Source organism: Pseudomonas sp. SWRI51, assembly GCF_014268825.1.
GTDB classification, from domain to species: domain Bacteria; phylum Pseudomonadota; class Gammaproteobacteria; order Pseudomonadales; family Pseudomonadaceae; genus Aquipseudomonas; species Aquipseudomonas farsensis.
The window spans coordinates 14,872-41,121 of sequence record NZ_JABWRG010000017.1 but is presented as its reverse complement, the minus strand read 5'-3'; the positions used below and the strand labels follow the sequence as shown (position 1 = coordinate 41,121).

Sequence of the window (26,250 nt, the reverse complement as noted above, 5' to 3'; positions counted from 1 at the left end):
GGTCGGTCCTTGATCAGGCAGCCTGGGCTTCGGCCTGCTGAGCGACGATCGCCTTGGCGGCATGGTTGATCAGATACAGCCGATTGATCAGGCTGTTCCGTGGCTTGTCGATGGTGATCTCCCAATAGTCGCAGCCTAAGCCCAGCACTTCGTGGTGTTCGCTCATGAACGGACGGGCCTCTTCGACGCATCCGATGTGATCGGCCTCGTACAGGCGATCATTCAGGGAATCCCAGAAGTCGCGGCCATCTTCGCCATACTCGATTGCGGCGAGCTGCGCTTTGACCAGGTTGCGCAATTCATCCCACCGTCCTGCTTCACCGACACCGCCGTCATTCCGCATCCACTGTGGCAGGGCGGCGTGCTGATCGTCGTCATGGGCGTTATCGCAGATCTGGCTGCAGACCCCAGTCACGAGCGCAGCGCGGAAGGCTTCCTCGTCGAACTCACGCTCGCGGCAATGCTCTTCGAGCTTCGAATGGATGTAGTAGCCGATGTCATCCCCGGCCAAGAACTCGATGCCGTAGGAGAGCCCTACGCTGAAGGTCAGACCGTCGATGTCACCGACAGTGGCGATGCCGAAGCGGGTGATCAGAATGTCGAAGGCGTAGCAGGTGGTGCGTGGCGCTTTACACCGCCAGGCTTTCAGCTGATCGGTATCAGCCAGCACGGTGTATTCGTGGTCCTTCAGGCACTCGGCTGCGCGTTCTCTGCGCTTCGCTTCTTCGGCTTTGCGCTTAGCGATCCATTCCTGGTGGCGTTGTTCGTCGTTCATGGCTATCTCCATGGGTGTTCTTCCCTTTCAGGGGTGGCGCTTTTCGTTGAAGTAGGGTATTTGTTTCGAGCGATGTAGGGAGCCAGCGTGAGGCGATGAAGAATGGAAGTAGAGGTTGTCGGTGGCTTATCAGAAGATACCGTGATTTGGCGATACATGGGGATAGACAAGTTTATTAACTTGCTAGCGGATTCTGGGTTGTTTTTTACCCCGCTTTCTTTTTATAAGAAAAGCGATCCGTTTGAAGGATACCCGCCTAGAGTCGCAATGGAGGCGTTATATTCGATTTCAAAAAGTTTTAACGATAGAGCCAGAGCTCAGATCTCGTACTGGGAACAGTTTGTCCCATCCCAGCATGACAACCCAAAATTTCTAGAATCACTGCAGTCTATGAAAGATAAGGTTGAGGCACAGCCTTCGCTTTTCATGGATATCTTCGCCAAAACAACAGGTAGCACCCTTGTGAGCTGCTGGTGCGGTAGCGCGGGCGAGTCTGAAGCGATGTGGAAGCTGTATGGGGAGTCAAGCAAGGGAATAGCTATACGCTCTACAGTCGGTAGGTTAAAGTCGGCTTTAGAGGCGGCGCAAGAAATTTCTTGGCCAAAGAAAATTTTTATAGGGAAGGTCAAGTACCTTGATTACGCTGACTCAACCCTGAGCGCCAAAGACTGCGTCGTGAACGGGCTCATCTCCCCACTGCTCAAACGAGTTCAGTATGCTCACGAACATGAAATAAGAGCGTTTTTTGTATCGAATATATCTTATGAAGCGATCGATTCTTTTGACGCAAAGCCGCATCAGATCGAAATTTCGTTAGGCGAGTTGATTGAGAGTGTTTATGTTTCGCCCTACGTCGATACTTCATACGCTAAAGCTGTTCGCGCGGTATTTAATGTCTATCAATTGCAGTGCGACATGGTTGAGTCAGAACTTCTAAAGGGCGATGAGCGCCTTTTTCCATTCATCGACCGTTAAGCCTACGAGAATAAGCAGCCTCAAGGCATCCATGGAGAGCAATGCTGCGCGCCAAAACTCTCCAGGCATCGGCCGCCCCAAATTGTGTTTCGATGCGGATTCGAACACTAAGCAGATGCGGTGCGCTTGAGTTGAGTGATGAGCTGAGTCGGCACGCCCTTGATCATCAGCGTGCCGGCCTCCTGGTCGAATTCAATCTTGTTGCCCAGCAGATGCGCCTCGAAGCTGATCGATAGCCCTTCAGCGCGCCCGGTGAACCGCCGGAACTGGTTGATGGTGCGCTTGTCGGCCGGAATCTCGTTCAACAGCCCGTAGTCAGCGCCTTGGATGAACTCTGCGAAGTTCAGCGGGCGATCCTCGTCGAGCAGCTCTGACAGCTCTTGCAGGGTGACCGGCTCGCCCAGCTTCGTCTGTGCGGTGGCGTAGTCGACCAGGGCCGCAGTCTTCTCGCGCGCCACCTCTTCCGGCAGATCCTCACGCTCAACGTAGTCGCTGAACGCCTTGAGCAGCGTCCGGGTTTCGCCGGGGCCGTCGACGCCTTCCTGGCAGCCGATGAAATCCCGGAAGTAGTCCGAGATCTTGCGGCCACCCTTGCCCTTGATGAACGACACGTACTGCTTTGACGCGGTGTTGTTGCGCCATTCCGAGAGGTTGATGCGAGCGGCCAGGTTCAACTGGGACAGGTCCAGATGGCGGGATGGCTTCACTTCCAGGTCCGCGCTCACCGATACGCTGTCGCAGTGCTGCAGCAGGGCGATGGCCAAGTAATCGGTCATGCCTTGCTGGTAGTGGGCAAACAGGACGTGGCCACCGGCGGTGAGGTTCGACTCTTCCATCAGCTTGGTCAGGTGCTCGACTGACTCGCGGGTGAATTCCACGAAGTCGGTTTTGCCGTCTACGAACGAGCGGAGCCAGCCGCTGAACGGGTAGGCACCGGACTCGTCGTGGAAGAAGCCCCAGGCCTTGCCCTGTTTCGCGTTGTAGGCGTCGTTGAGGTCGAGCAGCAGGTTGTCGATGGCTTCGGTGGGCGCAAGCGTTGCATTGGCCTTGTGCAGCACTGCGGGGCTGCCGTCCGGCTTCTTGTCGATGAAGTGCATCACTGCGTGGCGAATTGGCATGGGTGATCCTCCGTGGCCGCCTGGCGGCATGGTGGCAATTTGGTTTGGGATGGGGTATTACGGGTGACCGGCATAGGCCGGGCCATGGAGGTGCTGGATTGAAGAGGTTTCTGGTATTGGCAGCGCTGCTGCTTCCGTTTGGAACTCAAGCTGAATCTGTAGAGGACAAGTATCCAGGCGATTGGAACTGGGAATACAACACCGCAATCTCCTCGTCGCTGGCTCAAGCCAAGGTAAAGGGCTGCGGCATCATGAGATACAGAGTCAGCAGGGATAGCAGTAGCGAATTCCTGGTTTACTGCTCAAACGACAATGAGAACTGGAAGGCCTACCTAGTCTGGCCGAACATCAACAAAGTTCTTGGGCCATATCAGCCAGACCCCTCATTGCCTTAGGTTGGATCACCTCGTCCCCCGGATCCTGCTGAATCATCATCATGCTCTTCCGGTCGAAGGCCAGGGCCATGCGCGGCGAGATGCTGATCTGATGTCGCGGCGGGGTGAGAAACTTCGACGCGTGCACCCTGCCCAGGGCGTGAATGCCGTGGATCAGTGCCTCGATCATCTGGCTGTATGTGGCGTCAGCCCAACCGCATATTGCCCGTAGGTGCTGGCCGGTTCGCTTCCTGGCTGATAGCCGTAGCGGCTCAGTCCGCGCCACAGATCGGTGACCCTCGATTTCGTGGCGCGCGATCCGGAACAGCGCGTGATGCCCGAGCGCTTCGATGTGATGAATCATCAGTGTCATCGCCTCGCCCTGTTCCTCGATCCCAGCCCACTCCATAAGCTCCAGCAGGGCCTGTTTGGTTCCTGGTCGAACCTTTAGGCGCAGATCCTCTTCCTTAACCTTGGCTGCCTTCTCGCGCCGACGCTTGTCGCGCTCCGACTGATCCATTGCCATGGCCAATACCTCCCAAGCCGCTGGGCGGCAGATTGATGTGTTGCTGGCGCCGGCCATGCCGGACGCGCGCGGTAATGCGTTTCAAGGTCGATCCCCGTATAGCGGAAAGTCGAGGCCGTTCTCCTCGATGATCTTTTTGAGGTATCCGTCGCTGATGCCAAGACGGCCAGCAACGAAGTGGCGGCTCAAGCCTTTGCCGCTGTTGGCCCGCACCAGGTCGACAATCCGCGCCTTTTCAGCGGCTCTCGCCTGGCGAGCAATCTCGCGCTGCTGGCGCTCTTTGTTGTTCGATCTAAACAGGAAACCGTGGGCCTTCGACATGCGGTGGAGCTCTGTCCTGCCGATGCCCAGCTCGCGGACGGCCTCACCAAGGGTCATCGTCTTGGCCGCTTCCTTGGCCCGCTGGAGCTGCTCGCGCTCAGCACGTAGGCGCTCAGTAATTGAATGATCACCTGCAGCCAGATCGGAAGCGTGATGAGGGCGGCGTGGTACCGGCTCAAAGCCTCGCAGCTCCTGGACGCTGCCACCACTGCCGAAGAAGTTGTCGATGCTCGCATTGAGCTGGGCCAGCACCGCCTCGCGCGGGTCGTGAGTGGGTGCGCCGGTCATTGCAGTGCGCCTCGCTTGCTGGCCACTCCAGCTTCCATCGCATCCACGAAGCGCATTGCGGCGCGATGACTGAAGCAGAAGCCCTTGGTCAGGCCTGTGGAAATCTCGATGACATGCCAAGCTTTGCCTTTGGCGACTGCTTGGAAGCGAGGCCCTTGCGGTGGAGCAGGGCGCCCGATCTTCTCGTAGAACTCGGTGGTAGCCATGAAGGTACGAGCACGCATATCAGCCAAAACGGCCGCGCGTTCTTGAAGGCGTGGGTGCATGGTGTGCTCCTCTTGGGTGTCAGGCGTAGTGGTCGAAGGATTCGGCTTTGCGGGCTATGCGGAACACCGCTTCACGGCGTTCTGGCGCGCGGCGATCTCGGCGCATCGGGTCGCTGTCGCTGATGGCGGAATGCATGGCGATCAGCCCGGCGAGGGCGATGCATAGCGGGCTTATTATTTTTTTATCCCAGGCCTTCATCACGGCGTCCATTCGACGCTTGGCTCTAAGCTTGAAAATCGCTCGCTCGATGCCGTTTGCGACAGTGCCTGGCGATACTTGCATGAGACGCGCGATTTCTTTGGTTGTGAGATCTTGGGCAACCCAAAGCAGTGCTTCCAGCTCACGCGGAGCCAAAAGCATCCCGAGATGGCCCATCCATTTGCCGCGAGTGATCGTTCCCATGATCAGCTATCTCGGTAGGGCGCCGTCCAAGGCTTTGCGCAGCTCAAGGACAAGCGCGGTGGGTAAGGTGAGGGATCTGCTGTCTTCGTCGACTGCACCGAGCGATGCAATCAAATTGCGAGAGGCGGTGTGCACGGCTTCGAGTCGTGGCTTAGGGATCGTCGGGCCTTTCATCGTGCCCGCCGTTACCTTCTTCTTGCCGCTGGCCTGGGCTTTCTCCAGCTCGGCGCCCAGCACCTTTCCGGCGCCATCGCCGTGTTCGCGGACCACCTGTGCGGCGGTCGTGGCGGATACATGGCCAGCTGCGACCAGGTTCTGCACGTCGGTGTTGGCGTTACCTACGGTGAGCACCTGCTCGACGTGCTGCCGCGTCTTGCCGACCTTCTTCGCGATCTGTTCGGGCATCCAACCGAAGGCCCGCAACCGCTTGTAGCCCTCTGCCAGCTCAAGCGGGGAGAGCTTTTCGTTCTCCTGGCTTGAGATGATCCGAGCAACGCGGTCAGCATCGCTGCCTTCGAAAGCGACGACTGGCACCCAAGCTTCAAGCACTTCTGGGTTGTCCCTGTTCGGCGTCCTGGGCAGGCGACCGGCTTTGTCCAGCTTGAGCATTGCGCGGCGTCGGCGGTGCCCATCTACAATCCAAACGCCGCCCGCAGGCCGAGGTCGCACTTCGAGCGGTGGGATCTGGCCGCCGTTCGCAATGAACTCCGCCAAAAGCTCAATGCTTGCTTCGAGGGCATCACCCTCAATGCGCAAGTTAAAGCCGGGTTCCTCGTAGAGGTCTTCCAACTTCACTCGCATGGCGTCTGCGCGGCGCACATCGCCATCCTTGATCATTTGCTTGAATGACTTGGTCATCGCAATTCACTTCCGTTGGGGCTGCATTGGTCGTGACGCTCGCTGCCGTAGACCTCCCGGACCAAGGGGAGGGCGAACGTCACGACCGATGCAGCCTGGTGCTGGGGAGTACCAGGTGTATCGGGCAGTTAACGTCAGGCTGACGTGGCGCTGGTTGTTCAGTCGTCATCGCCTTGAGTCAGCATCTTCTCGATGTCGGCTGCGACCGGCTTCTTCCAGTTTTTGATCTGGCCGGTTTCCAAGTCGATGTTCAGCATCAAGTAGTCGCCGTAGTGATCACCGGGGAAGAAGTCGGGCACGTACCCCTCGTAGCTACCCACCTCGTCGCCCTGCGCGTCCTGCAATCCTGCGGTAAAGCCGTCGCGCACTTTGATGTGAAGGCGAAGCTCGGTCACGTCGACCTGAACCGTTTTCTGTTGGTTGATCTGCATGCTGGTTCCTCGGTTGATTTCCCGTCTGGCCCTGTCGCCAAGGCCAGCTAGTGAAACCAGGCAGCGCGAGCCAGCTCCGCCTGTGCCAGCAGCTCAGTCACAGCCTCGTCGGGCGTGCAGCCATCGGCGTAGAAGTCATGCAGGTCGCTTTCTTCCTGCGAGCCCAAAGCGACTCGGCGACCGAGCAATTTGGATGCCTTGTCGGTCCAGCGGTAATAGGCGCGTTCTTTTGCGTCTTCGCGGCATTCATCAGCCGCCATGGTTGCCATGTTGAACATCCTGGATTCCTCCGGTTGATTTCCCAGATGCCGCTCATGGAATGGCATCTGGTGAAATCCCAGCCTCGCTACTGGCGACAGGCCGGGGTATTGCATCAGCGGTGATCGCTCGAGCTCAGCCGCCGACGGCCTTGCTCTCAATACGGTTGGCCTTGAGCTTCCCTATCACCTCGCGTCGATCGGCCTCGGCGGGGCGGTCATGGGGTCAGGTGTTCGCTACACGACTGCCAACTGCAGCTCTGTGGCCCTTTGTGTGGGGCAGTTCGTCGTGGGGTGCCGGTCCGTGTTCCGGCTGGGCTTGCTACTTCAAGGGCTGGTTCCTCCTGTGGGTGTTTGTTCTCCACCACGCATCGGTACGAGTCATCTCTCACCGGCGCCGCACATTTCGTGTTCGATGCATTGCCAGTTTGTGTGCGTGGTTTCGCGTGCCTACATGGGGAGGCACGGCAGCTATCCAGAGGCTGCATGGACGACGATTTAGCTTTCTCACCACCGGGATTGCCGGTACGTCGTTGGGTCACGTCTGGTTGTGTAAAGAGCGGTTGCCTGTGTCGGCTTCGGCAGTCCGTAGATTGCGGCTGTCGAGGTAAAATTTAGCCTTGCGCTAAAGTTTGGTCAATAGCTTTGAGCTAAATTATTTTCGCTGCACGATAAACAGCTACCGTTGAGGCTTTCCGGGTTCCGCTCTTTACCTGCGATTTAGCATTGCGCTATGATTCTAAATAACTGTACGCATATACAGTAATTTTAGAGGGAGCTATGTCCAAGCAAAATCAGGGTGCACCAAAAAAGCGTCAGGAAATCACCGGGCTAGAACGCCTGAGCCTGCGGGTCTCGTCGATGATCAATCATCCTCTTGCGCAGACGCAGCGCTGGGTGACGATCCATCGTCTCGACACTGACGGCGAGGCTGAATGGGAGGAGGTGATGGGGTTGTTAGTAGAAATGCCGGAGCTTGATCTGACGTTCAATGACGACAATAGCGTTACGGTCCGGTGGGAGCAGAGTGCCGCTCAAGATCGCGACGACTTCATCCTGGAGGAGGACAGTGAGGTGGAGGTTGAGGAGGAGGCGCCTTTCTGACGGCCATTAAAAAAGCCCGCCATATGGCGGGCCTCATGATGGCTTAACGATTTTAGTACTGCGACTCGATCAGCTTGCACTCAAGCACGCCTGCCTTGCCCTCGGCAGCATCCACGACCCTCATACCGCTGCGGGCAACTGCGAACCCCATCTTCACTTCCTGATGGATGAAAATGGTTTGGCCGGCACGAGTCTCAATCTTCAGAAGGTCGGTGTTCTCGCCGTCGGCGGTGATGATGTGCTTGCCCGGAGGGACTTCCTTGTACAGGTAGCTGTGGGCGACTGTTTTCCCAAGCTGTCGACCATCGAGCACAACCGGCATCTTGATGGCGGCGCCGACGAACTCATTTCGATAGATGTAGATGGCAGACATATCCGGGCCAGGTGAAAAGCGCTTGGCGTCACGGTCATCCTGGGTGTTGGCCATGGGGACAGATGCACAGCCGACAAGTGACAGGCAGAGCAGGGCGGTTGCAGCGAGAGAGCGCATCAGTAGAATCCATTCGGTGGGTGGATGACGATGATATCAAAATGCCCTGAACATCACCTATGCGTCCCATCACGGAGGCATGAAAAAGCCCGCCGAGGCGGGCTTGCGCGGATTTGAAGCGGTAGGTTTGGCACTCTGCGGCATTTAGCGCTGACGAACCTGAATTACCTGTCCCAACCAGTTTTGAAGTCAAGCGCTCGCATCATGCTGAATACATCGCAACACTGTGCACCTAGCGCTTTGCATACGTCCGGAACTTTTTTATTTTGCCGTTGCGCTGAAGGCTTAGAGGTCTCTAAAGAGACTACGCATCTGTCTGCGGGGCTAGAAAGTGCGTAGGAAATTAAGAAGGGATCTCGCCCAATGTAGGCCAGTTCATTCTCGTTCAAATCAACGGCGTAGCCATTGAATGTAACATGAGCAACGCTCGCGGGATCGGCGCCTTCCTGAAGCACTAGACTGTCTTTAATTTCTGGCTTTTTCAGCCATGCAGTTAAGATGTCTTCTTTGCCGGCAAGAATTTCTTCATAAATTTCAATGGGCATTTTTATACGCCCATTTTGGCTCTGGTGTAGGAGCCAAGACCAAAGTTCAGGCACCATTGTCTGAGGGTAATACACACCATTCGAGGTGATTAGCGTGTTTGCATCCAGCAGGTAAAGCTTCCTGTCAAGCGCCATTATATGTGCCAACCAAATTATAGACATTGGCGGGCTTTACGCCCAGTACTCTTCCGGCTTTCGTTGCTGTTAATGCGCCTTCGCGCATGGTTCGCTGAACCAGATTTACAATAGCCCCGCCCAGCTTGTGTCGTCGAACCACGTAATAGCTTGGTCCGCTAGAGCCGTCACGGCCTTCTTTCGCAGCTGCTTTTTGGGCAGCCCATAACTCTCTGAATTTCTGGGAAAGGGTGGTCCACGTTTCCTGATCGATCACTCCGGATGTCAAAAGTCTATAAGCAACCAAGGAGCTACTAACGTTTATGTTTTGTGCAAATCCAGAGATTTCTTGAATTAATGAGTCAATGTTTCCTATTCGCCAGTTCTGCTTGCTCAAGTCAGTGGCTGGGAGTAGCAATAGGCTGGCTATATCGTTGCAGTAGCGCTCTATTTTCTGTTCAGTGCTACTTCCGCTCAACCCGGTAGCGCCGATCAATATGTGCGCGAACTCATGCAGAAGTGTGAAGGATCTGGCTGGCGGTGCATCTTGATCGTTAATAACTATGAATGGAGCAATCTTGTCAGAAAGTGCGAAGCCTCTAAAAGCTTCGACAGGAATATTTGTGTGATGGCTTCCTAGATTACCCATGAGGAGAACAAATGTCCCCATGTCTTCGATCAGCTTCCGGAGATATGCGAAAGCCTCTTCAGATTTCCCGTAGCGCCGAAATTCATTTATGTCAAACCCGATCAGCTTGCCAAGATGTTCAGAGGCGACGACAGGCTCTAAATCCATGCTAACGCTACTTACATAATCGCGAGGGAAGGCCTCCTCGACATCTTGCAGGACGTTTTTTACGAGATCTTGTCTCACATAGATATCACGCACTAGCGCATCGAGAGGCCCTTTGCTCTCGATTCGTAGCTCCTCCGGAAGAGTACGAAAATCCTCTCCGCGCTCAGCTTTAGCTGGTGGGGATGGAAGATAAAAAACCAGAAGTGGGCGACGATACACGCCAGCCATCTTCACGATGAGTGGTCGGGAAGCTTCTTTTTCGCCTTCTTCATAGCGCCGGAGCATTTCAGCCCCAGAAACCTTGGTGCCGCCAATAGCTAGCGCCTTGGCGGCCTTTTCTCTGCTAAGGCCGGCAGTCTCTCGTGCCCACACAAGCACTTCTGGGTTAATTCCCGGCATACATCACCGCTTCAGCTCCGTCTTCATCTGCGTATCATCCATTATCACAGTAGCGGGTTTTCCAAGATACTGAGCTTCTCTACCGTCCATCGCAACTCTTATTGACTGCGCTGTGCCCCGACCTTCGCGGGCGCTGGGCTCAAAGCTCGATTCGGGCCTTGACCAGTCGAGCTACTGTGCGCAGCAGGTCGAGCGTTGACCATCCAGGTCGGAGGCAAGACCAGCATATCGCGTCATAGGCCTTCGTTGGTGGTCAGGATCAGGGATTACACTGGCTGGCCATTCCAAACGTACAGAACCCGAGCCAGGATGTGAGTATCCTCCACGCGGATCTCCTCAGGGTCATGATGCTTATTGTCCGAGATCATCTTGAAGCGATCCTTGCCTTTCTTCTGCAGACGCTTCACGTAGAGCATCTCATCGTGGGAGAAGAGGTAGATGCCATCCCCGGTGAATTCCCGAATCGTGACGTCAACCAGCAGAGGGTCGCGATCCTTGATCGTCGGGGCCATTGACTGCCCCCAGCCAGTGATCATCTTGAGATGGAAGTGCTCTTTGAATGTCACGCCCATCTCGCGCAAATGCTTTGGACTGACCCGGATGTCCTGAAGCATTTCAGGGTACTCATGCGGAATCTGACCGCCGCCCATTGCTGCTCGCACGTCGTAGTGGGCAATCCATACCTCGTCGCCAACCTGGCCCTTGCGGATGAAGTCCGCCCCAAGCAGGTTTGATGCTTCCGGCTCCTGCGCGGCGCTAAGAAGTCGTAAGCGAGTTTCTTCAGGAATGCCTTTACCGCTTTTAGCAAGCATCTGCTTAACCAGGTCGGTAGCTGAAAGCTTGCTTTCAGTGGGCTCGCTCTCCTGGATCGGAGCCTCTCCCGGGTGGATAGAGTCGAACCAGCCCCGAGGAAGCCCCTCAATTTCCTCGATTCTCCGGGCTACGTCATCCCCCAAGTTCTTAGCTGTCTTGTCCGAAAGGATCTGGCTCAGGTGCGCAGGCGCCATCCCCCAGCGCTCTGCGCAGGATCCCTTTCTCTGGCTGCCTATCAGATTGACCAGATTGTGCTTGCGAATCTCGTAGATATCCATGGCGCGAAGAATGCCAGTGTTTAGCCTGCTGCTAAATGTGCTTAAAGCTAAATTAATCTTGCTCATAAGTTAGCCGTGAGCTAAATTTCGCGTCATGTGTAAGGAGAACCCACATGAATGTTCACCTTCGTGAATGGTTGGCCAATGCCACCAACGAACACCGGCGTGAAGTTGCGGCTGCGGCGAAAACGACGGTCGGCCATCTCTGGCAGCTCGCAGGCGGTCATCGAAAAGCCTCTGCCGTGTTGGCAGAGCGACTGCAGGACGCTTCGGGTGGCGAGATCACCATCGCTGGGCTGCGCCCCGATCTAATTCCATTCGCCCGCAAAGCGCTCAAGGGTTCTTACCTAGCGTTCGAAGAAATCGCTGTAGTGAATTCTGCGTGACCTGGCCTTGCGCCAGTAGATGACTGAAACACCTGCTGATCCATCCAGTACCTGAATCGCAGACGAAAAAAAACCGCCTGGCAGGGCGGCTTCTTCAACAACATAACGAGGTCGATTATGCACCGCCAAGTCGATGCAGGCAACACCGCGCACTCGGCGTCAGTTTCCGGTTTCTCGCTAAAACTGGCGCGTCAGGATTTCCGTCAGGGAGGGCGCCTGTAATGGCTCGAATCCGCACCATCAAGCCCGAGTTCTGGACGAGCGAGCAAGTCATGGAGTGCTCGGCGATGGCTCGACTCCTCTTCATCGGCATCTGGAACTTCTGCGACGACGCAGGCAACCACCCGATGTCTCCAAAGACCATTAAGGCGCTCGTTTTCCCTGGTGACGACATCACTGCACTGGCGGTCGAGGCTTTGCTCGCCGAACTGGTGGAGAACCGCCTGATCGCACTCTACGAGTCTGCGTCGAAGCAGTATCTGCACGTCAACGGCTGGCACCACCAGAAGATCGATCGCCCGACTTACAAGCACCCTGAATTCGTGGAGCCATCGCCGAGTGATCGCCGATGCATCGACGAAGGCTCGCCTAGCCATGATCGAGGCCTCACCCCCGGAAGGGAAGGGAAGGGAAGTAATACACACTCTTCGCGCGAGCCGTTCGCGATGCACTTGGATTGGACCCCTGATCCGGTACAGCTCCAGGCATATGCCATGCGATCCGGGGTTCCTCTCTCGGAGCTCTCGATAGGCGCCATTGCGGGCTTCGTCGTTCATCACGACGCCAAGGGCTTGGCTAAGACCGAGAGCCAGTGGATTGCGGATCTGATCGCCTGGAGAAAACGCGATCTCGCAAATGCCGCAAAGGTGGTTCCGTTGCGTGCTGGCGCGGGTGGTTCGCCGCTGGATGATAGCGACACGTCGTGGAACGACACGGGAGTTGCGCGATGAATCCAGTTGCCGTTGTGACGCACGGTTTGTGGGCCAAGGTGCAGGCCGGGCATCCCGCCATGGCAGGAAAGGGCAAGTGGAGCCATGACGCGGTATGGCATGCGGCGAAGGAGTGCGGCTTCGAAAGCCTGAACAAGCTCGACGAGAACCTGAGCAGCAAATTGTTCGAGCGGAACTACACCATCGCTGTCCGCCGGCTGATGGCAGGCGAGCCGCTGCAAAAGATGCCGCTGGCACTCCCGGCCGAGGCTGCCGCCCGAAGCACGCCAGAAGTTGGCCGCGCCGCCCTGGCCTCCCTCCGCGCCCGGATGGCAGGCCAATGATCAAGCTTCCAGCGCCCGACTTCGTCGAGTACCGCTGGGCCCTGTACTGCCGTGGCGATCTGTTCGGCCTCGCAGTTGCGGAGCACCCACCCGTCGCGCTTTACCGGGATGAGGCTTCGGCCATCGCCCATGGCCAACTCATGTGGCCGAGCGCCTACACCGTTATCGATCTTCACGGAGAAGACAGCCCATGCGGCAATCGAAGCTGACCAAGGCCGCGCGCGGTCGGGAGTGCCAAGTGCGCATTCCTGATGTGTGCAACGGCAACCCGGAAACCACCGTGCTGGCGCATTACCGCCTGGCTGGCACATGCGGTGTCGGTAAGAAACCGCACGACATGCAAGGTGCCTGGTGCTGCAGCGCCTGCCACGATGCTTGCGATGGCCGCAGCCGAGTCATCGACCGCGACACCGCCCGCCAGTACCACGCCGAGGGCGTGATGCGCACCCAGACCGCACTGCTCAACGAAGGGGTGCTGGTCGCATGAAGCCGCTCGGTATTCGCTCAGTTAAGCCGCGCGCGCCACGCGCCAAGCCCGTCGATCGCGAAGGCCAGGAGCAGGCCGCGCTGATGACCGAAATCCGCCTGAAGCATCCCGATGTGCACGAACTGATCTACCACGTCCCGAACGGCGGGCACCGGGTCAAAGCCGTTGCCGCCAAGCTCAAGGCCCAGGGCGTCAAGGCCGGCATTCCCGACTTGGTGCTGCCGATGGCGCGCGGCGGCTACTTCGGGCTGTACATCGAATTCAAGGCAACGGTAGAGCCGGCGCCCGTCTCGGTCAGCCAGCGCGACTGCCTGCGACGCCTGAACGAGCAGGGCTATCTGGCCATCGTGTGCCGGGGACACTTCGACGCCATGGAGCAGTTGCGGGCCTATCTGATGCTGCCAGCGACGGTGGCTGCATGAGCGCTACGCGGGAGGTGAAGTTCAGCGAGGCCGAGGTCCGCCGGCAGGCCGCCGACAAGTCCGTGCGGGATCTGCGCGACCCGCGCCACCCTGGCCTGTACCTGCGTTTCTGGAGCAACCGCGAGCGCGCCACCTGGCACCTGGTGCGCGGCAAGAAATGGGTACCGGTCGCACGCTGGCCGGAGCTGGGCGTATCGGCTGTGCTGGCTGAGCTTCCTGCGCTGCGTCAGCGGCTGCTGCGTAGTCCGGCGACAGCACCCGTGGTGTCCGGCATGGTCTCCGTGGGCCAGCTGCTCGACTGGTACGGCGACCGGATGGCGCGAGACCGCTCGCTATCGGCCAAGCGCAAGGCCGGCGCCCGCTCGGCTTTCGCCCAGCACCTCAAGCCGCGGCTGGATGAACTGGCCGTTGCCGACGTGACGGCCGACGCCCTGGACAAGCACCTGATGTGGCCGTGCCAGGCCGAGGTGTCGCTGTCGTACCTGCGGCAGATGTTCGCGCTGCTGCTGACCGCTTTCCGCCAGGCCCTGCAGCTGGGCCTGATCGACCGCAATCCCATGGCCGGGATGCGCTTCAACGACTTCACCAAGGCCAAGATTCTGCCCAAGGCAGCGCGCCTGCGTGGTGTGCAACTGCCCGACCTGATGCAGCAGCTGGCCAAGGCCTTCGCGGAGACCCCGAGCGACGGGATGCTGGCCCTGATGATGTTGGCTCATGGCACCCGGATCGGCGAGACCCGCATGGCGCGGTGGGCCGATATCTCGCTGGCCGGCGCCGAGTGGTTCATCCCGGCAGCGAACGCCAAGACCCGCACCGAGCATCGCCTGCCGCTGACCGACCAGCTCAAGGCGCTGCTGGTGCGCTACCGAGCGATTCAGCAGGGTCAGGGCTACGAAGGTGCCTACCTGTTCCCGAGTCGTCGCGGGTTACCACTGAGCGAAGCGCAGGCCAGCAAGGTATTCACCCGATTGGGGCAGGGCGCCTGGACCAGCCACGATCTGCGCAAGGTATCCCGCAGCACCTGGACCGACCTCGGTATCGACGGGCACATCGGCGAGATGCTGCTCAACCACTCGCTGGGCAAGATCGCCAGCACCTACATCCACACCCAAGCGATGCAGCAGCGCAGAGCGGCCCTGGAAAAGTGGCACGCCTGGCTCGACGGCATCGGCTTTGGTGCGATCCACGGCCTTACAGAGGCCTTATCCGAAATTTCACACAATCGCGCGCAGCCCGCTAATGGCGTGGCTTCGAACGACCTTACCGAATTTGTTACTAGCGAGGATTCGAAATGACAGGGAAGAGCCATGGGCCGTCCTTCAAGAAACACATGATCAAGCTCGCTGAGTGCCCGACGTGCCAAGGCCGTGGGGTAGTTCAAGGTGTATTTCACGAGCTGTCCTGTGATGCCTGCAGCGCCTCCGGCTGGATTGATCGCTGGACCAATCAGGCCATGCCGTTGGGGGAGTTGGTGGCTCAGCTCGGCATGAACTTGCGAGCCGCCCTCGGGCAGATCGAGCAACTGAAAAGACCTCATGCCGGCGGGCCTGAGGCGGGATATCAGGGAAGCAACCAGCGCGGCGCTGGCGGCACCAACTACACCGGGGATTGAGGGGAAGGACATGAGCCATTTGGAAAGAAGTGCCGAAGAACTGCTGGAACATTGGGGTAGGTGGGTAGTTCTGGGATCGGGCGTTTCGTGCTGCGCATCGCGCGAGAACGCGGTTCTTGATCCGATAATCACAGACGACGAGGCGCTGTTTGTTGATCGATTGGTCGGCCGGCTGCTGCAGCGCTATGCCGAATGCGGGGCCGTGATCATGAAGTACTACACCTCGCGGGATACCTCTCTGCGTGATGTGGGTAAGAAGCTGGGGTTCGGCGAGGAGAAGACCCGCCAGTTGTGGAAGGCTGGCGTCGCATGGGTTGATGGTGCACTGGACGTTCGGCGTGAGGCCGCTTGACATCCCCGGTCCTCACTCGTATATTTCGTGTTACTTTGCGGTAGGTGCGCGGGAGCAAACTCGCCATCACCGGAAACCATCATTGAGCCTCGGCATTTGCCGGGGCTTTTTCGTTTGTGCTCCCCGGAACGGGAGGAATCGAGATGGCAAACATGCCCGAGAAGGATCCTGGCCTCTGGGCCGCTGTGCTCGCCTGGGTGCTCGCTCATCAGCCTCAGCTGTATGCCGCTGGCTTGTCGGTTGCTATCGCTGCTCTGCGGGTGGTGTACGGCGGCGGTACGCGTCGACAGATGATCTTGGAGGGAGCGCTCTGCGGTCTCATCACTCTGGCCCTGGTGCCGCTGCTTGAATGGATGGGCTTGCCGCAGGGCATGGCCACCTTCGCCGGCGGCGCTGTCGGCTTCATGGGTGTGGAGAAGCTGCGCGGCTACTCCGACCTGTTTTTGTCGCGCAAGGCACAGGGCTGACCATGAAGAAAGAAAACCAATCCCGGCTGAGCTACCTGGTGTCCTCGCGGCCCTTGGTGGTCAAGCGCAACGGGATCCATGTTTGCCTGCATGACGCATTTAGCGGCGAGGTTCTAGCTGGGCAGACCAAGGTCCAGCTGATCCAGGAGCCCAATCAGGTGACCCGACTGGTGGTTGAGTTCAACTGCGATGGCACTCATGTCCGACTGGATGGTGAGTGATGGCTTGCAGTGGGTGCGCCGCCCGGCGCGAATGGATCAACAAATGGATGAAGGTGGCCCGTGAGCGAGCAAGCAATCTCTTTGCTCCAGCAGATCCTGGAACAGCAACAGAAACAGACCGACCTGCTCGAGCAGATCGCAACCCAGAACCTGGCGCTGATCGAGGCGCTGGCGGATGACCAGGGCCTGGAGCCTGACGCAGCCCCTCGGACCTACCTGAGCGGTGCGCCCGTCCTCGGTGGCCGGTGATGGCTCGACTCAAGACGCTCAGTCCTCGCATCAAAGAAGGCGCAGGGTTGCGGCTGAAGGTTGTGACACCAGGAAGCTGGCGGAGCGGGATGACCAGCACCCAGCGGGGCTACGACTATCGATGGCAGAAGGCGCGCGACCGACATCTGCGAGCCAACCCGCTTTGCGTCTACTGCGCCAAGGTTGGTAAGACTGCTGCGGCCAGCGTGGTCGACCACATCATCCCTCACCGCGGTGATCAGGCTCTGTTCTGGGATGAGGGCAACTGGCAGTCGCTATGCGGACCATGCCATAGCTCTGTGAAGCAGGCGGAGGAGGCGGTAGGCGCGTCGTGATAGCTGCCGGCTGGCTGGTTCTCGCCTCAAGCACGTCAACTGCGTGCTTCAAATTAGTTAGTAGCACGCTATCAGCGTGCCTCAAGGGTAGGGGGTGTGAAAGTCTGAAGTCTCCGCGCTTCTAGACCACCACCGACCCCACGCAGACATTTTTCTCCCCCCTCAAGGTTTTTGTTAATGGTGTTAACAGACAAACAGCGACAGTTTGTTGACGCTAAGGCCCGAGGAGCGTCCAACAAGGAAGCGGCCGAAGCCGCGGGCAGCAAGCCTTCGACCGCTGCTGCCGCAGGTTCGCGCTGGGCAAATGACCCGAAGATCGCATCCGCGATCCTGGCTAGAAGAGCAGAACTCAGTGTTAACCCTGGGCCTAAAAAACGCCGAGGAAATGTTAAGGCTGAGGAGGCCACTGAAGACGCCGCAGAGATCAGCGAGGCGGACGGCGAGTTTCTCAGTTGCCTGCCATCGACCGATGATCCGCTCGTTTGGTTGCTCGCACTGATGAACGAGCCCAGAGCCAAGGTGTTCGACCGGCGTAACGCCGCACAGACCGCCGTGCCCTACATCCATGGGAAGAAGGCCGAGGCGGGCAAGAAAGAGCAGAAGGCGGAGGCCGCGAAAGAGGCGGGCAAGGGCAAATACTCCCAGAGCAAGCCGCCCCTCACTGTCGTCAAGGGGTAACAAATGCTTTGGACCACTGCCTGCCCAGACTGGTGGCGGCGCTTGGCTGCCAGTGGATCCATCATCCCTGAGCCGCTATTCCCCCAGGAAGCCGAAGAAAGCCTTGAGGTGTTCAAGGGGCTTCGCATCGTTGACGCCCCAGGCAGCCCAACCATCGAAACCGCATGTGCCCCATGGGTGCTCGCTTTCGCAGGGGCCGTATTTGGCAGCTACAACAGCGAAACCGGTGAGCGACTCATTCGGGAGTTCATGCTGTGCATCCCAAAGAAGAACAGTAAATCGACCATCGCTGCCGCGATCATGCTGACAGCTTTGGTGCGCAACTGGCGACTGTCGGCCGAGTTCATCATCCTGGCACCGACCAAAGAGATTGCCGACAACGCCTTCGTTCCAGCCAAGGACATGGTCAGCAAAGACGAGGAGCTGAAAGATCTGCTGCATGTGCAGCCGCACCTTCGGCTGATCACCCACCGAGAAACGGGGGCCACGCTGAAGGTTGTCGCGGCAGACAGCGACGTGGTCGGCGGCAAGAAAGCAGTCGGCGTGCTGATCGACGAGGCGTGGCTGTTCGGTAAGAACCCGAAAGCAGCTGACATGATAAGGGAGGCCACTGGCGGCTTGCTGTCCAGGCCCGAAGGCTTTGTCATTTGGCTCACCACGCAGTCGAACGAGCCACCTGCTGGTGTGTTCAGGTCAAAGCTCAGCTATGCCCGCGGCGTGCGCGATGGGCGCATCAACGACAATCGCTTCTTGCCGGTCATCTACGAGTTCCCCAAGGAGATGATCGACAGCGGCGATGCCCGCAAGCCCGAGAACTTCCACTTGGTGAACCCCAACATGGGATTCTCGGTCGATCGGCCGACGCTTGAACGCTTGTTCATGCAGGCGGAAATCGACGGGGAAGCAGAGTTACGAGGATTCCTGGCCAAGCACCTCAATATCGAGATCGGTTTGGCGCTCATGTCGGATGCCTGGGTCGGCGCCGAGTTCTGGGAAGCCCAGGCGGCCACCTGGCTCAATCTCGATGAGATTCTGGTGCGCTGCGAGGTCATTGATGTTGGTGGTGACGGCGGCGGCTTGGACGATTTGCTTGGCCTTGCAGTCATTGGCCGTGAATCCGGAACCCGCCGCTGGTTCCACTGGGCCCATGCTTGGGCACACCCATCAGTACTTGAACGACGCAAGTCCGAGGCACCACGCCTTAAAGACCTTGAAGCGATTGGTGACTTGACCATCGTCAAGCGGATTGGCGACGACGTTGAGCAATTCGCTGCCATCGTCAAACGCATCAACGAGACGGGCTTGCTGGACAAGGTCGGCCTCGACCCGGCGGGAATTGGCTCTGTTCTCGATGCGCTGGCTGATGCCGGTGTAGAGGAGGACAAGGTCGTTGGCATTTCTCAGGGCTGGAAGCTCACCGGCGCAATCAAGACCACTGAGCGCAAGCTTGCGGAAGGCGCGCTGCTTCATTGCGGGCAGCCGCTTATGGCCTGGTCATGTGGTAACGCCAAAGGCGTGCCATCGGCCAACGCTTTCTTGATCACCAAGCAGGCCTCCGGCACAGCCAAGATCGACCCGCTTATGGCTACTTTCAACGCCGTTTCTCTGATCAGCCTCAATCCTGAAGGTCGCGGAGGAATGGACAACTTCATGGCTGGCATTCGGGACCCACTGATCGCATGAACGCACTTCATATTTACATCGCTTGCGCTCTGGTGGCTTTCTGCCTGGCATGTTCCGGGGTATGGGTACTGGCCGGTACAGGCTGGGCCTTGCTGGCAGGGTCGGTGAGTTTCTTCTGCATCGCCGGCTTCCTTCGCCGAGGGCTGACTAGTGATTAAAACCTTATCCCAGGCATTGGGCGCTGCAGCCACCAAGCCGTCAGCCAGTGTGGGAGAGTTGCTGGGCCGGACCATCAAGCTGTCGGATGGCGGGTTCTGGAGCGCCTTCTCTGGTGCTCAGTCCAGCAGTGGAAAATCGGTCAGCGTGGACAAGGCGATGCGTCTTTCCACGGTTTGGGCATGTGTCCGCATCATCTCGACCTCGGTGGCTGGCCTGCCGTTGAGTATTTACAGGCGGATGCCAGATGGTAGCCGGGAGAGTGCGCGGGATTTCCCGCTTTATGACGTGGTGCACACCAGCCCGAACGAAGACATGGCCGCCTTCCATTTCTGGCAGGCAGTCGTTGCCTCGATGTTGCTTTGGGGCAACGCCTACTGCGAAATCCACCGATCCGCAGGCCGCGTCATCGCGCTGGACTTTTTGATGCCGTCCAGAGTCGACCTTGAGTTCGATGATGATGGTCGGCTGAGGTACTTCTTCAGGCCCAGAAGGGGCGCACGTCGAGAGATTGTTCGGCAGAACATGCTGCACATCCCGGCATTCACGCTGGATGGCCGGGTAGGGCTTTCCGCCATTCGTTACGGCGCGGATGTGTTCGGTTCGGCGATGTCAGCCGACGACGCGGCGAATAGCACCTTCCGTAACGGCATGATGCCAACGGTGGCGTTTTCGGTGGATAAGACGCTGAATCCTGCTCAGCGCGTCGAGTTCCGCGAGTATGTCAAGACCATCTCAGGGGCGCTCAACGCCGGGAAAAGCCCCGTGCTCGAGCAAGGCGTAAAGCCTGAGATGATCGGCATCAATCCTGCTGACGCCCAGTTGCTGGAGTCCAGAGGACACAGTGTCGAGGAAATCTGCCGTTGGTTCGGTGTTCCGCCCTGGATGGTGATGAAGACGGACAAGGGCAGCAACTGGGGAACCGGCCTGGAACAGCAGCAGATCGCGTTCCTCACCTACTGCATCATGTCTTTCACATCGCCGATCGAGCAGTGCGTAAACAAGTGGTGCATGACGGCGGTAGACCGCATCAACTTCTATTCGGAATTCTCGCTTGAGGCGTTCTTGAGGGCAGACAGCACCGGACGCGCGGCGTACCTCAGTACCATGGCTCAGAACGGTTTCATCACTCGCAACGAAGGGCGGCGCAAAGACAACATGCCCCATATGCCTGGAGGGGACGTGCTCACGGTTCAGTCCAACCTGGTGCCGCTGGAGCAGCTGGGCAAGCAAAACGATGGGCAGGCCGTTCGGGCCGCACTGATGAACTGGCTGCAAGAGCCGGACAGCACCTCACCGGAGTAACCCATGAAACACAAAATTCAGTCTCGCGGCCTGCGCAGCGAGATGAGCCCGCGCGCGCTCGATAAATGGAACCCCGCCATCCAAGCGGCCGTTGAGAACACCTCAGACACCATCACGGTGTATGGCGTGATCGGCGAAGACTGGTACGGCGAGGGCGTCACGCTCAAGCGGATCGATGCAGCGCTGCGCGCTATCGGTGAGCGCGATGTCACCGTCTATATCAACTCGCCAGGCGGCGACATGTTTGAAGGCATCGCCATTTACCACCGCCTTCAGGAGCACAGTCACCAGGTCACCACCAAGGTGCTCGGCATGGCGGCCAGCGCTGCTTCGATCGTCTTCCTTGCAGGCAAGAAACGAGAGGTGGCCAGCAGTGCCTTCCTGATGATCCACAACTGCTGGACCTGGCTCGCCGGCAATCGTCACTACATTCGCGACATCGCCGATGACATGGAAGAGTTCGATGCCGCCATGGCCGACCTCTACGCCGAGGCCAGCGGGCAGCCGGCTGAAGACATGGCCGAGCTGATGGACGACGAAACCTACATTCGCGGCAAGCGTGCCGTGGAGCTTGGCCTAGCCACCGGGCTGCTGTCGTCCAGCGAAGTCACCGAGCGTGAGACCGAAGACGCAGCCCAGGCCAATGCGCTCAAGGCCATGGATGTTGCCTTGGCCAAGGGCGGCATGCCTCGTTCTGAGCGCCGTGAACTGTTCGCCAGTTTCAAGTCCGGTATGCCTCGCGCTGCCGGCGGGGGCACGCATAACGCTGCCTCGACCGATAAGCCCCGCGCTGTCGCGCCAGACCTCTCCGCCTCTCTGAGCGCGGCAACCAATCTACTCAATTCTCTGAAAGGACAATGACCATGGACTTCGAAGCCCAAGTCAAGGAACTCAACGCCAGCCTCAAGGGCATTGGCGACCAGATCAAAAGCCAGGCCGAGGCGGTCGAGAAGCAGATCAAGGCGTCCGGTGATATGAACACCGAAACCCGCGCCAAGGTCGACGAGCTGCTGACCAAACAAGGTGAACTCAACGCTCGCCTGGGCGAAGCCGAGCAAAAGCTCGTCAACGCCAATCGCGACCGCAATCACCAAGAGGAGCCCCAAAAGTCGGTCGGCGCTCTGGTGATCGAAAGCGAAGAAATGAAGGACATGAGCGCCTCATTCCGTGGTTCGCGACGCGTTTCCGTGCCGCGCGCCGCCATCACCACTGCTACCGGCGGTGATCTGGTTCCTGCCCAGCGCCTGGCCGGTGTCGTGGCGCCGCCACAGCGTCGATTGACGATTCGCGACCTGGTCGCGCCTGGCGAGACGGAGTCGAACTCCATCGAGTACATCCGTGAGACTGGCTACACCAACAATGCGCGTACGGTCGCGGAAGGAACCGCCAAGCCTTACTCCGACATCACCTTCGCCCTGGCGACCGCGAACGTCCGCACTATTGCTCACCTGTTCAAGGCGAGCCGCCAGATGCTTGATGACGCCAAAGCACTGCAGAGCTACATCGACGCGCGTGCCCGCTATGGCCTGAACATGGCAGAAGAAGCTCAACTGCTTTACGGCAACGGCGCCGGTGCGAATTTGCAGGGCCTCATGACTGTTGCCCAGCTGTACGCCCAGCCCGCTGGCGTATCCGTTGTGGGTGAGCAGCGTATCGACCGACTGCGCCTGGCGCTCTTGCAAGCCGAACTGGCGGAGTTCCCCTCGGACGGTATCGTCCTCAACCCAATCGACTGGGCGGCCATCGAGCTGACCAAAGACGGGGAGGGGCGTTACATCATTGGCCAGCCTCAGGAAGGAACCAGTGCAAAGCTCTGGAATCGCCCGGTGGTTTCCACTCAGGCCATGACTCAAGACGACTTCCTTGTCGGTGCGTTCAAGCTCGGCGCGCAGATCTTCGATCGCATGGAAATTGAAGTGTTGATCTCCACCGAGAACGACAAGGATTTCGAGAACAACATGGCGACTATCCGCGCCGAGGAGCGCCTTGCCTTCGCCATCTACCGCGACGAGGCCTTCGTCACCGGCCAACTGACCGGCACGCCTTAACTTTCACGCACAACGGCGTCAGCAATGGCGCCTGACTGGAGTATTCCTATGGCACGTAAACAGGAAAAACCAGAGGCCGCGGTTGAGGTGCAAGACGCTGCTTCAGCCTCTCAACCCGTCACCGGCAAGTCTGAGGGTGGTGTTTTGCCGCTTCTGACTGAGGTCGCGCTTTCACCGGGCACTGGCGAGGACGGCGCTTCCGTAGCGGCTCCAGCCCTTGCAGCGAACTTAGCTCCGCAGCAGCAGGAAATTGCGGGGCGTGAGCCAAATGTTGGGGCAGAGGGTCTGGTCGCCTCCTCCAATCCTTCTGCCGTGGTAGCGGGCGATCCTGCTGAATCCGTCCGGGACGAACCAGTGGAGGGCATTGCCGGGGATGGCCTCGATGAGTCGGTAGTCGAGGAGCGGGTGCTGGACAACCTCAATCCTGTGGCGCTCCAGATTTACCCGATGCGGTCCTACATGGATGAAGGTGAGTTGCGTCGTCGCGGTGGTCCGGCCTATTCGGTTCCTCGTCGCCATGCTGAAGAGCTGATGGAGCGAAAGCTGGCGTCCCTACATCCTCTGAAGGAGTGACGGCATGCCAGTAATTGCAATCGACCTGGCCATGCATCACCTGTTGGCAGAGCCAGAAGATCAGGCACTAGTCGAAGCACAGCTTGGTGCTGCGGAGGATGCGGCGATGAATTTTCTAAACCGCCGCTTCTACCTGGATCAGGTTGCCCTCGATGCTGCTCGCGCTGGCGTGCAGGAAATGATGCAGGAAGCCAAGGAAGCGAACGCTGCGGCTGTAGATGCTGCTGACGCGGAGCAGGATCACACCATACGCTGCCGTCTGCTTGAGCACGCCAGAAAGGCGCTGGCCGCCGCCTACGACCAGGCCGACGCCATCGCCTATGGCATGGTTATTAACCCTTCGATCCAGGCCGCCTGTCTGCTCAAGCTTGGCCATCTGTTCGCCAATCGCGAGGAGGTTGTCACCGGAGCGACTGCGGTCGAGCTTCCGTTGGCGTCTCAGCACCTGCTGATGCCGCATCGCATCCGGATGGGTGTGTGATGCAGGCCGGCAAGCTCCGGCATCGTATCGACATCGAGGAGAAGACCACTCCTCGAGACCCGAAAACCGGTGCGTTCGGCGAGCCGCAATGGACTGTGCGCTGGCCCAAGTGCCCCGCTCGCGTAGAGCCGCTTTCAGCTCGCGATCTGGTTGCGGCTCAGGCCGCGCAATCCGAGGCCACCGCGCGAATGGTCATACGGTACCGCGCCGGAGTGCTCCCGACCATGCGGGCGATCTACCGCGGCGAGGTGTACAGCTTCGAAGGCCCACCTCTCGAAGATCCGAAGTCCGGCCTGGAGTATCTGACGATTCTCGTCTCGAAGGGGGTGAAGGATGGCTGATGAGATCTCAGCACGTCTGCAGGGCGCGAAACCAATCATCGAGACGATGCTCGGTCTAGCGCCAAAGCTGCGTAGAAAGGGGTTGCGTAAGGCTGCCCGCCAGGCAATGAACGTCGTCCGGGACGATGCCAGGGCCCGCGCGAAGGCAATCGACGATCCTGAAACCGCCGAGAAGATCTGGAAGAACATCGTCACCCAAGAATCAGGTCGGCAGGGCCGCAGTGAGGGCGGGGTGGTGATGAAAGTGGGTATTCGCGGCGGCGCTGGCTCGAACCAGCACAGCAAGGATGCAGGCGGCAATCCTGGTGGCGACACCCGGCACTGGCGCTACCTCGAGTTCGGTACCCAGCACACGCCGCCAGCGCCGTTCATGCGGCCGGCATTTTCGAACAACTTCACAGCGGTAACCGATCGCTTCATTCAAGTGCTCGGTCAAGAAGTCGACGCGGCATTGAGAGGGTCTTGATGGAAGCGCCAATTTTCGCAGTCTGCTCTGCTGCTCCCGGTGTAGCGGCGCTGATCGGCGCCGGTGTCGACTGCCGACTCTACTCGTTCGGCGAAGCGCCGGAAAAATCCGTGAAGCCGTACGTCGTCTGGAGCGTAATCAACGGCAGCCCTGAGAACTACCTGGCGGGGCGACCCGACTCAGACAGGTTCACCTTGCAACTCGACGTGTACGCGGCCACTGCCGACCCGGTGCAGGCAGTGACCAAAGCGCTGTGTGACGCCATTGAGCCGATCGCCTATGTCGTGCGCTGGGGTGCGACCGATCGCGACCCCAAGACGAAGGACTGCCACCGAAGCTTTGATGTGGATTGGATAGTCCGCCGATAAAACAACCCAGCCCGCCCAGTGCGGGCTTTTCTTTGTCCGACAGGAGACAACCATGTCGATTTTGACCCAAGGCACCCAGGTCTATTCCCTGGTTCCGCCTCCCACTGGCACAGGCCCAAGCTCCGTGATGGAAGTGGAATGTGCTACTGCGTTCAACCCTGGCGGTTCTCCGAAGGAGCAGATCGAGGACACCTGCCTCAGTTCCAAGGAACGCACCTACAAACCAGGGCTGCGCACGCCGGGCCAGGCGTCCCTGACCATTAACGCCGACCCGAACAACGCGAGCCACATTCGCTTGCACCAGATGTCAGAGGCCGACGGCGATACCACGGTTAAGTGGGCTGTGGGCTGGTCCGATGGCACCGCAGCGCCGACGCTGAACGCCGAAGGCGATGACTTCGAACTGCCGGACAGCCGCACCTGGTTCGTGTTCGAGGGCTATGTCGCTGACTTCCCGTTCGACTTCGCCGCCAACGCCGTGGTCAGCACTGCGGTATCCATCCAACGCTCAGGCGGTTCTGCCTGGATCAAGAAAACCGCCTAAGGGGGCTCCATGAATCTCGCGCAACTGAAAAAGAAAGGGGGCGTCATCGTTGATGCGCTGGTGGCCAAAAAGATCGAGTGGAAGCATCTCGACGTGGCGGGCAAGGAAGTTACCGACGAGTTCACCGTGCACGTCCGCCGACACTCCTTTGGCGCAATGGAGCAGATGTATGCCGCCGACGAGTCGAAGGCGTCCAGGAACGCTCGTTACCTGGCTGATTCGATCATGCTGGGTAAGGATGGTGACGAGCCGCTGCCCTATGAAGACGCTGTCAACCTCGACCAAGCGCTTGGCCTGCTGTTGCTCAAAGCCGTCAATGAAGTGAATAACCCCGAAGCAAAGAGCTAACCTCGGCCGACGAGCTGTGGCATGAACTGGTGCTGAACGGGATCGGCGGCAAATCAATTGCTGAGGCCAAAGCAGCACTTTCCTACGTGGAGGTGCTGGCTTGGGTGGCTTACCGCGACAAGCATGGATCGCTCAACTTGGCGTATCGAGGGGAGCTGGCCGCAGCAATCGTTGCGCAGCAGGTCAATCGAGGCGCGGGCGGCAAGGCCGATGTTCAAGATTTCATGCCACATCGAGTTCAGCCGGGGACTGCGCTTGAGCAGGCGATGGCCGAGTGGGCGTGATCTGCAGGCTGTCCTGGTCAGCAGCGATACCGTCCATTTT

Annotated in this window: 41 protein-coding genes; 28 read left to right on the top strand and 13 right to left on the bottom strand. The window is 58.9% G+C overall.

Features of this window, described 5'->3' with window-relative positions; genetic code table 11:
• Positions 1-13: 13 nt before the first annotated feature.
• Positions 14-775, bottom strand: a complete 762-nt coding sequence (locus HU720_RS08375; protein WP_186519043.1) for a hypothetical protein — start codon at positions 773-775, stop codon at positions 14-16.
• Between the two features lie 102 nt (positions 776-877).
• Between HU720_RS08375 and HU720_RS08370 the strand changes: the two genes are divergently transcribed.
• Complete coding sequence (locus tag HU720_RS08370; protein ID WP_186519041.1) at positions 878-1,750, top strand: hypothetical protein; 873 nt, start codon at positions 878-880, stop codon at positions 1,748-1,750.
• Positions 1,751-1,857: 107 nt separating this feature from the next.
• On the opposite strand, the gene yejK is transcribed toward HU720_RS08370, so the two are convergent.
• The 8 genes from yejK to HU720_RS08330 form a co-directional block, all read right to left on the bottom strand.
• The gene (yejK, locus tag HU720_RS08365; protein ID WP_186519039.1) at positions 1,858-2,868 is read right to left on the bottom strand and encodes a nucleoid-associated protein YejK; all 1,011 of its coding nucleotides are present in this window, start codon (positions 2,866-2,868) and stop codon (positions 1,858-1,860) included.
• Between the two features lie 348 nt (positions 2,869-3,216).
• Positions 3,217-3,768 (bottom strand): hypothetical protein, encoded by a 552-nt coding sequence (locus tag HU720_RS08360; protein ID WP_186519037.1) that lies wholly within the window; start codon positions 3,766-3,768, stop codon positions 3,217-3,219.
• A gap of 81 nt (positions 3,769-3,849) precedes the next feature.
• Positions 3,850-4,377: a hypothetical protein gene (locus HU720_RS08355; protein WP_186519035.1), complete on the bottom strand. Its 528-nt coding sequence runs from the start codon at positions 4,375-4,377 to the stop codon at positions 3,850-3,852.
• Positions 4,374-4,643 (bottom strand): hypothetical protein, encoded by a 270-nt coding sequence (locus tag HU720_RS08350; protein WP_186519033.1) that lies wholly within the window; start codon positions 4,641-4,643, stop codon positions 4,374-4,376. Before HU720_RS08350 ends, HU720_RS08355 begins: the two co-directional genes overlap by 4 nt.
• 19 nt (positions 4,644-4,662) lie before the next feature.
• Positions 4,663-5,046, bottom strand: a complete 384-nt coding sequence (locus tag HU720_RS08345) for a helix-turn-helix transcriptional regulator (protein ID WP_186519031.1) — start codon at positions 5,044-5,046, stop codon at positions 4,663-4,665.
• A gap of 6 nt (positions 5,047-5,052) precedes the next feature.
• The gene (locus HU720_RS08340; RefSeq protein ID WP_186519029.1) at positions 5,053-5,904 is read right to left on the bottom strand and encodes a ParB N-terminal domain-containing protein; all 852 of its coding nucleotides are present in this window, start codon (positions 5,902-5,904) and stop codon (positions 5,053-5,055) included.
• A 158-nt stretch (positions 5,905-6,062) separates the two neighbouring features.
• Positions 6,063-6,335, bottom strand: coding sequence for a hypothetical protein (locus HU720_RS08335; RefSeq protein WP_186519027.1), 273 nt, complete (start codon positions 6,333-6,335; stop codon positions 6,063-6,065).
• Between the two features lie 47 nt (positions 6,336-6,382).
• Entirely contained in the window at positions 6,383-6,709 is a 327-nt protein-coding gene (locus tag HU720_RS08330) for a hypothetical protein (protein ID WP_238337660.1), read from the bottom strand.
• Between the two features lie 663 nt (positions 6,710-7,372).
• Between HU720_RS08330 and HU720_RS08325 the strand changes: the two genes are divergently transcribed.
• Positions 7,373-7,696 (top strand): DUF1654 domain-containing protein, encoded by a 324-nt coding sequence (locus HU720_RS08325; RefSeq protein ID WP_186519025.1) that lies wholly within the window; start codon positions 7,373-7,375, stop codon positions 7,694-7,696.
• 52 nt (positions 7,697-7,748) lie between these two features.
• Here HU720_RS08325 and HU720_RS08320 read toward each other — a convergent pair whose 3' ends face one another.
• The 4 genes from HU720_RS08320 to HU720_RS08305 all read right to left on the bottom strand — a co-directional run bounded on the left by HU720_RS08320 (position 7,749) and on the right by HU720_RS08305 (position 11,131).
• Positions 7,749-8,186 carry a DUF2846 domain-containing protein gene (locus HU720_RS08320; RefSeq protein WP_186519022.1) on the bottom strand — a complete coding sequence of 146 codons (438 nt, stop codon included), beginning with the start codon at positions 8,184-8,186 and terminating at the stop codon, positions 7,749-7,751.
• A gap of 164 nt (positions 8,187-8,350) precedes the next feature.
• Positions 8,351-8,866, bottom strand: coding sequence for a DUF4411 family protein (locus HU720_RS08315; protein WP_186519020.1), 516 nt, complete (start codon positions 8,864-8,866; stop codon positions 8,351-8,353).
• A complete protein-coding gene (locus HU720_RS08310; protein ID WP_186519018.1) occupies positions 8,856-10,040 on the bottom strand; it encodes an XRE family transcriptional regulator in 1,185 nt (394 codons plus the stop codon). Before HU720_RS08310 ends, HU720_RS08315 begins: the two co-directional genes overlap by 11 nt.
• Positions 10,041-10,306: 266 nt before the next feature.
• A complete protein-coding gene (locus HU720_RS08305; protein WP_186519104.1) occupies positions 10,307-11,131 on the bottom strand; it encodes a S24 family peptidase in 825 nt (274 codons plus the stop codon).
• 113 nt (positions 11,132-11,244) lie between these two features.
• Here HU720_RS08305 and HU720_RS08300 point away from each other — a divergent pair, with 113 nt between their 5' ends.
• The 26 genes from HU720_RS08300 (at position 11,245) to HU720_RS08175 (ending at position 26,210) form a co-directional block, all read left to right on the top strand.
• A complete protein-coding gene (locus tag HU720_RS08300) occupies positions 11,245-11,517 on the top strand; it encodes a hypothetical protein (protein WP_186519016.1) in 273 nt (90 codons plus the stop codon).
• A 221-nt stretch (positions 11,518-11,738) separates the two neighbouring features.
• Positions 11,739-12,467 (top strand): DnaT-like ssDNA-binding domain-containing protein, encoded by a 729-nt coding sequence (locus HU720_RS08295; protein WP_186519014.1) that lies wholly within the window; start codon positions 11,739-11,741, stop codon positions 12,465-12,467.
• Entirely contained in the window at positions 12,464-12,790 is a 327-nt protein-coding gene (locus tag HU720_RS08290; protein WP_238337659.1) for a hypothetical protein, read from the top strand. The genes HU720_RS08295 and HU720_RS08290 overlap by 4 nt, the downstream gene beginning before the upstream one ends.
• A complete protein-coding gene (locus tag HU720_RS08285; protein ID WP_186519012.1) occupies positions 12,787-12,999 on the top strand; it encodes a hypothetical protein in 213 nt (70 codons plus the stop codon). The genes HU720_RS08290 and HU720_RS08285 overlap by 4 nt, the downstream gene beginning before the upstream one ends.
• On the top strand, positions 12,981-13,277 hold the full coding sequence (locus HU720_RS08280) for a DUF1364 domain-containing protein (protein WP_186519010.1): 297 nt from the start codon (positions 12,981-12,983) through the stop codon (positions 13,275-13,277). Before HU720_RS08285 ends, HU720_RS08280 begins: the two co-directional genes overlap by 19 nt.
• Positions 13,274-13,699, top strand: coding sequence for a VRR-NUC domain-containing protein (locus HU720_RS08275; RefSeq protein ID WP_186519008.1), 426 nt, complete (start codon positions 13,274-13,276; stop codon positions 13,697-13,699). Before HU720_RS08280 ends, HU720_RS08275 begins: the two co-directional genes overlap by 4 nt.
• Positions 13,696-14,994, top strand: a complete 1,299-nt coding sequence (locus HU720_RS08270; RefSeq protein ID WP_186519006.1) for a site-specific integrase — start codon at positions 13,696-13,698, stop codon at positions 14,992-14,994. The genes HU720_RS08275 and HU720_RS08270 overlap by 4 nt, the downstream gene beginning before the upstream one ends.
• On the top strand, positions 14,991-15,311 hold the full coding sequence (locus tag HU720_RS08265) for a hypothetical protein (protein WP_186519004.1): 321 nt from the start codon (positions 14,991-14,993) through the stop codon (positions 15,309-15,311). Before HU720_RS08270 ends, HU720_RS08265 begins: the two co-directional genes overlap by 4 nt.
• Before the next feature lie 10 nt (positions 15,312-15,321).
• A complete protein-coding gene (locus tag HU720_RS08260) occupies positions 15,322-15,663 on the top strand; it encodes an antiterminator Q family protein (protein ID WP_186519002.1) in 342 nt (113 codons plus the stop codon).
• A 143-nt stretch (positions 15,664-15,806) separates the two neighbouring features.
• Entirely contained in the window at positions 15,807-16,130 is a 324-nt protein-coding gene (locus HU720_RS08255) for a phage holin, lambda family (RefSeq protein ID WP_186519000.1), read from the top strand.
• Between the two features lie 2 nt (positions 16,131-16,132).
• Positions 16,133-16,351: a hypothetical protein gene (locus tag HU720_RS08250; RefSeq protein WP_186518998.1), complete on the top strand. Its 219-nt coding sequence runs from the start codon at positions 16,133-16,135 to the stop codon at positions 16,349-16,351.
• A gap of 60 nt (positions 16,352-16,411) precedes the next feature.
• The gene (locus tag HU720_RS08245) at positions 16,412-16,600 is read left to right on the top strand and encodes a hypothetical protein (RefSeq protein WP_186518996.1); all 189 of its coding nucleotides are present in this window, start codon (positions 16,412-16,414) and stop codon (positions 16,598-16,600) included.
• Positions 16,600-16,935 (top strand): HNH endonuclease signature motif containing protein, encoded by a 336-nt coding sequence (locus HU720_RS08240; RefSeq protein WP_186518994.1) that lies wholly within the window; start codon positions 16,600-16,602, stop codon positions 16,933-16,935. Before HU720_RS08245 ends, HU720_RS08240 begins: the two co-directional genes overlap by 1 nt.
• A 177-nt stretch (positions 16,936-17,112) precedes the next feature.
• Complete coding sequence (locus HU720_RS08235; protein ID WP_186518992.1) at positions 17,113-17,613, top strand: terminase small subunit; 501 nt, start codon at positions 17,113-17,115, stop codon at positions 17,611-17,613.
• A gap of 3 nt (positions 17,614-17,616) precedes the next feature.
• Positions 17,617-19,296, top strand: a complete 1,680-nt coding sequence (locus HU720_RS08230) for a terminase large subunit (protein ID WP_186518990.1) — start codon at positions 17,617-17,619, stop codon at positions 19,294-19,296.
• A 150-nt stretch (positions 19,297-19,446) separates the two neighbouring features.
• A complete protein-coding gene (locus HU720_RS08225) occupies positions 19,447-20,757 on the top strand; it encodes a phage portal protein (protein WP_186518988.1) in 1,311 nt (436 codons plus the stop codon).
• 3 nt (positions 20,758-20,760) lie between these two features.
• Complete coding sequence (locus HU720_RS08220; RefSeq protein WP_186518986.1) at positions 20,761-21,618, top strand: head maturation protease, ClpP-related; 858 nt, start codon at positions 20,761-20,763, stop codon at positions 21,616-21,618.
• A gap of 2 nt (positions 21,619-21,620) precedes the next feature.
• Complete coding sequence (locus HU720_RS08215) at positions 21,621-22,805, top strand: phage major capsid protein (protein ID WP_186518984.1); 1,185 nt, start codon at positions 21,621-21,623, stop codon at positions 22,803-22,805.
• Positions 22,806-22,853: 48 nt separating this feature from the next.
• Positions 22,854-23,378, top strand: coding sequence for a hypothetical protein (locus tag HU720_RS08210; protein ID WP_186518982.1), 525 nt, complete (start codon positions 22,854-22,856; stop codon positions 23,376-23,378).
• A gap of 4 nt (positions 23,379-23,382) precedes the next feature.
• Entirely contained in the window at positions 23,383-23,859 is a 477-nt protein-coding gene (locus tag HU720_RS08205; protein ID WP_186518980.1) for a head-tail connector protein, read from the top strand.
• The gene (locus HU720_RS08200) at positions 23,859-24,200 is read left to right on the top strand and encodes a phage head closure protein (protein WP_186518978.1); all 342 of its coding nucleotides are present in this window, start codon (positions 23,859-23,861) and stop codon (positions 24,198-24,200) included. The genes HU720_RS08205 and HU720_RS08200 overlap by 1 nt, the downstream gene beginning before the upstream one ends.
• A complete protein-coding gene (locus tag HU720_RS08195) occupies positions 24,193-24,666 on the top strand; it encodes an HK97-gp10 family putative phage morphogenesis protein (protein ID WP_186518976.1) in 474 nt (157 codons plus the stop codon). Before HU720_RS08200 ends, HU720_RS08195 begins: the two co-directional genes overlap by 8 nt.
• The gene (locus HU720_RS08190; protein ID WP_186518974.1) at positions 24,666-25,034 is read left to right on the top strand and encodes a DUF3168 domain-containing protein; all 369 of its coding nucleotides are present in this window, start codon (positions 24,666-24,668) and stop codon (positions 25,032-25,034) included. The genes HU720_RS08195 and HU720_RS08190 overlap by 1 nt, the downstream gene beginning before the upstream one ends.
• A gap of 52 nt (positions 25,035-25,086) precedes the next feature.
• Positions 25,087-25,578 carry a phage tail tube protein gene (locus HU720_RS08185; protein WP_186518972.1) on the top strand — a complete coding sequence of 164 codons (492 nt, stop codon included), beginning with the start codon at positions 25,087-25,089 and terminating at the stop codon, positions 25,576-25,578.
• Positions 25,579-25,587: 9 nt separating this feature from the next.
• On the top strand, positions 25,588-25,926 hold the full coding sequence (locus HU720_RS08180; protein WP_186518970.1) for a phage tail assembly chaperone family protein, TAC: 339 nt from the start codon (positions 25,588-25,590) through the stop codon (positions 25,924-25,926).
• Between the two features lie 29 nt (positions 25,927-25,955).
• A complete protein-coding gene (locus HU720_RS08175; RefSeq protein WP_186518968.1) occupies positions 25,956-26,210 on the top strand; it encodes a hypothetical protein in 255 nt (84 codons plus the stop codon).
• The last annotated feature ends 40 nt before the right edge of the window (positions 26,211-26,250 follow it).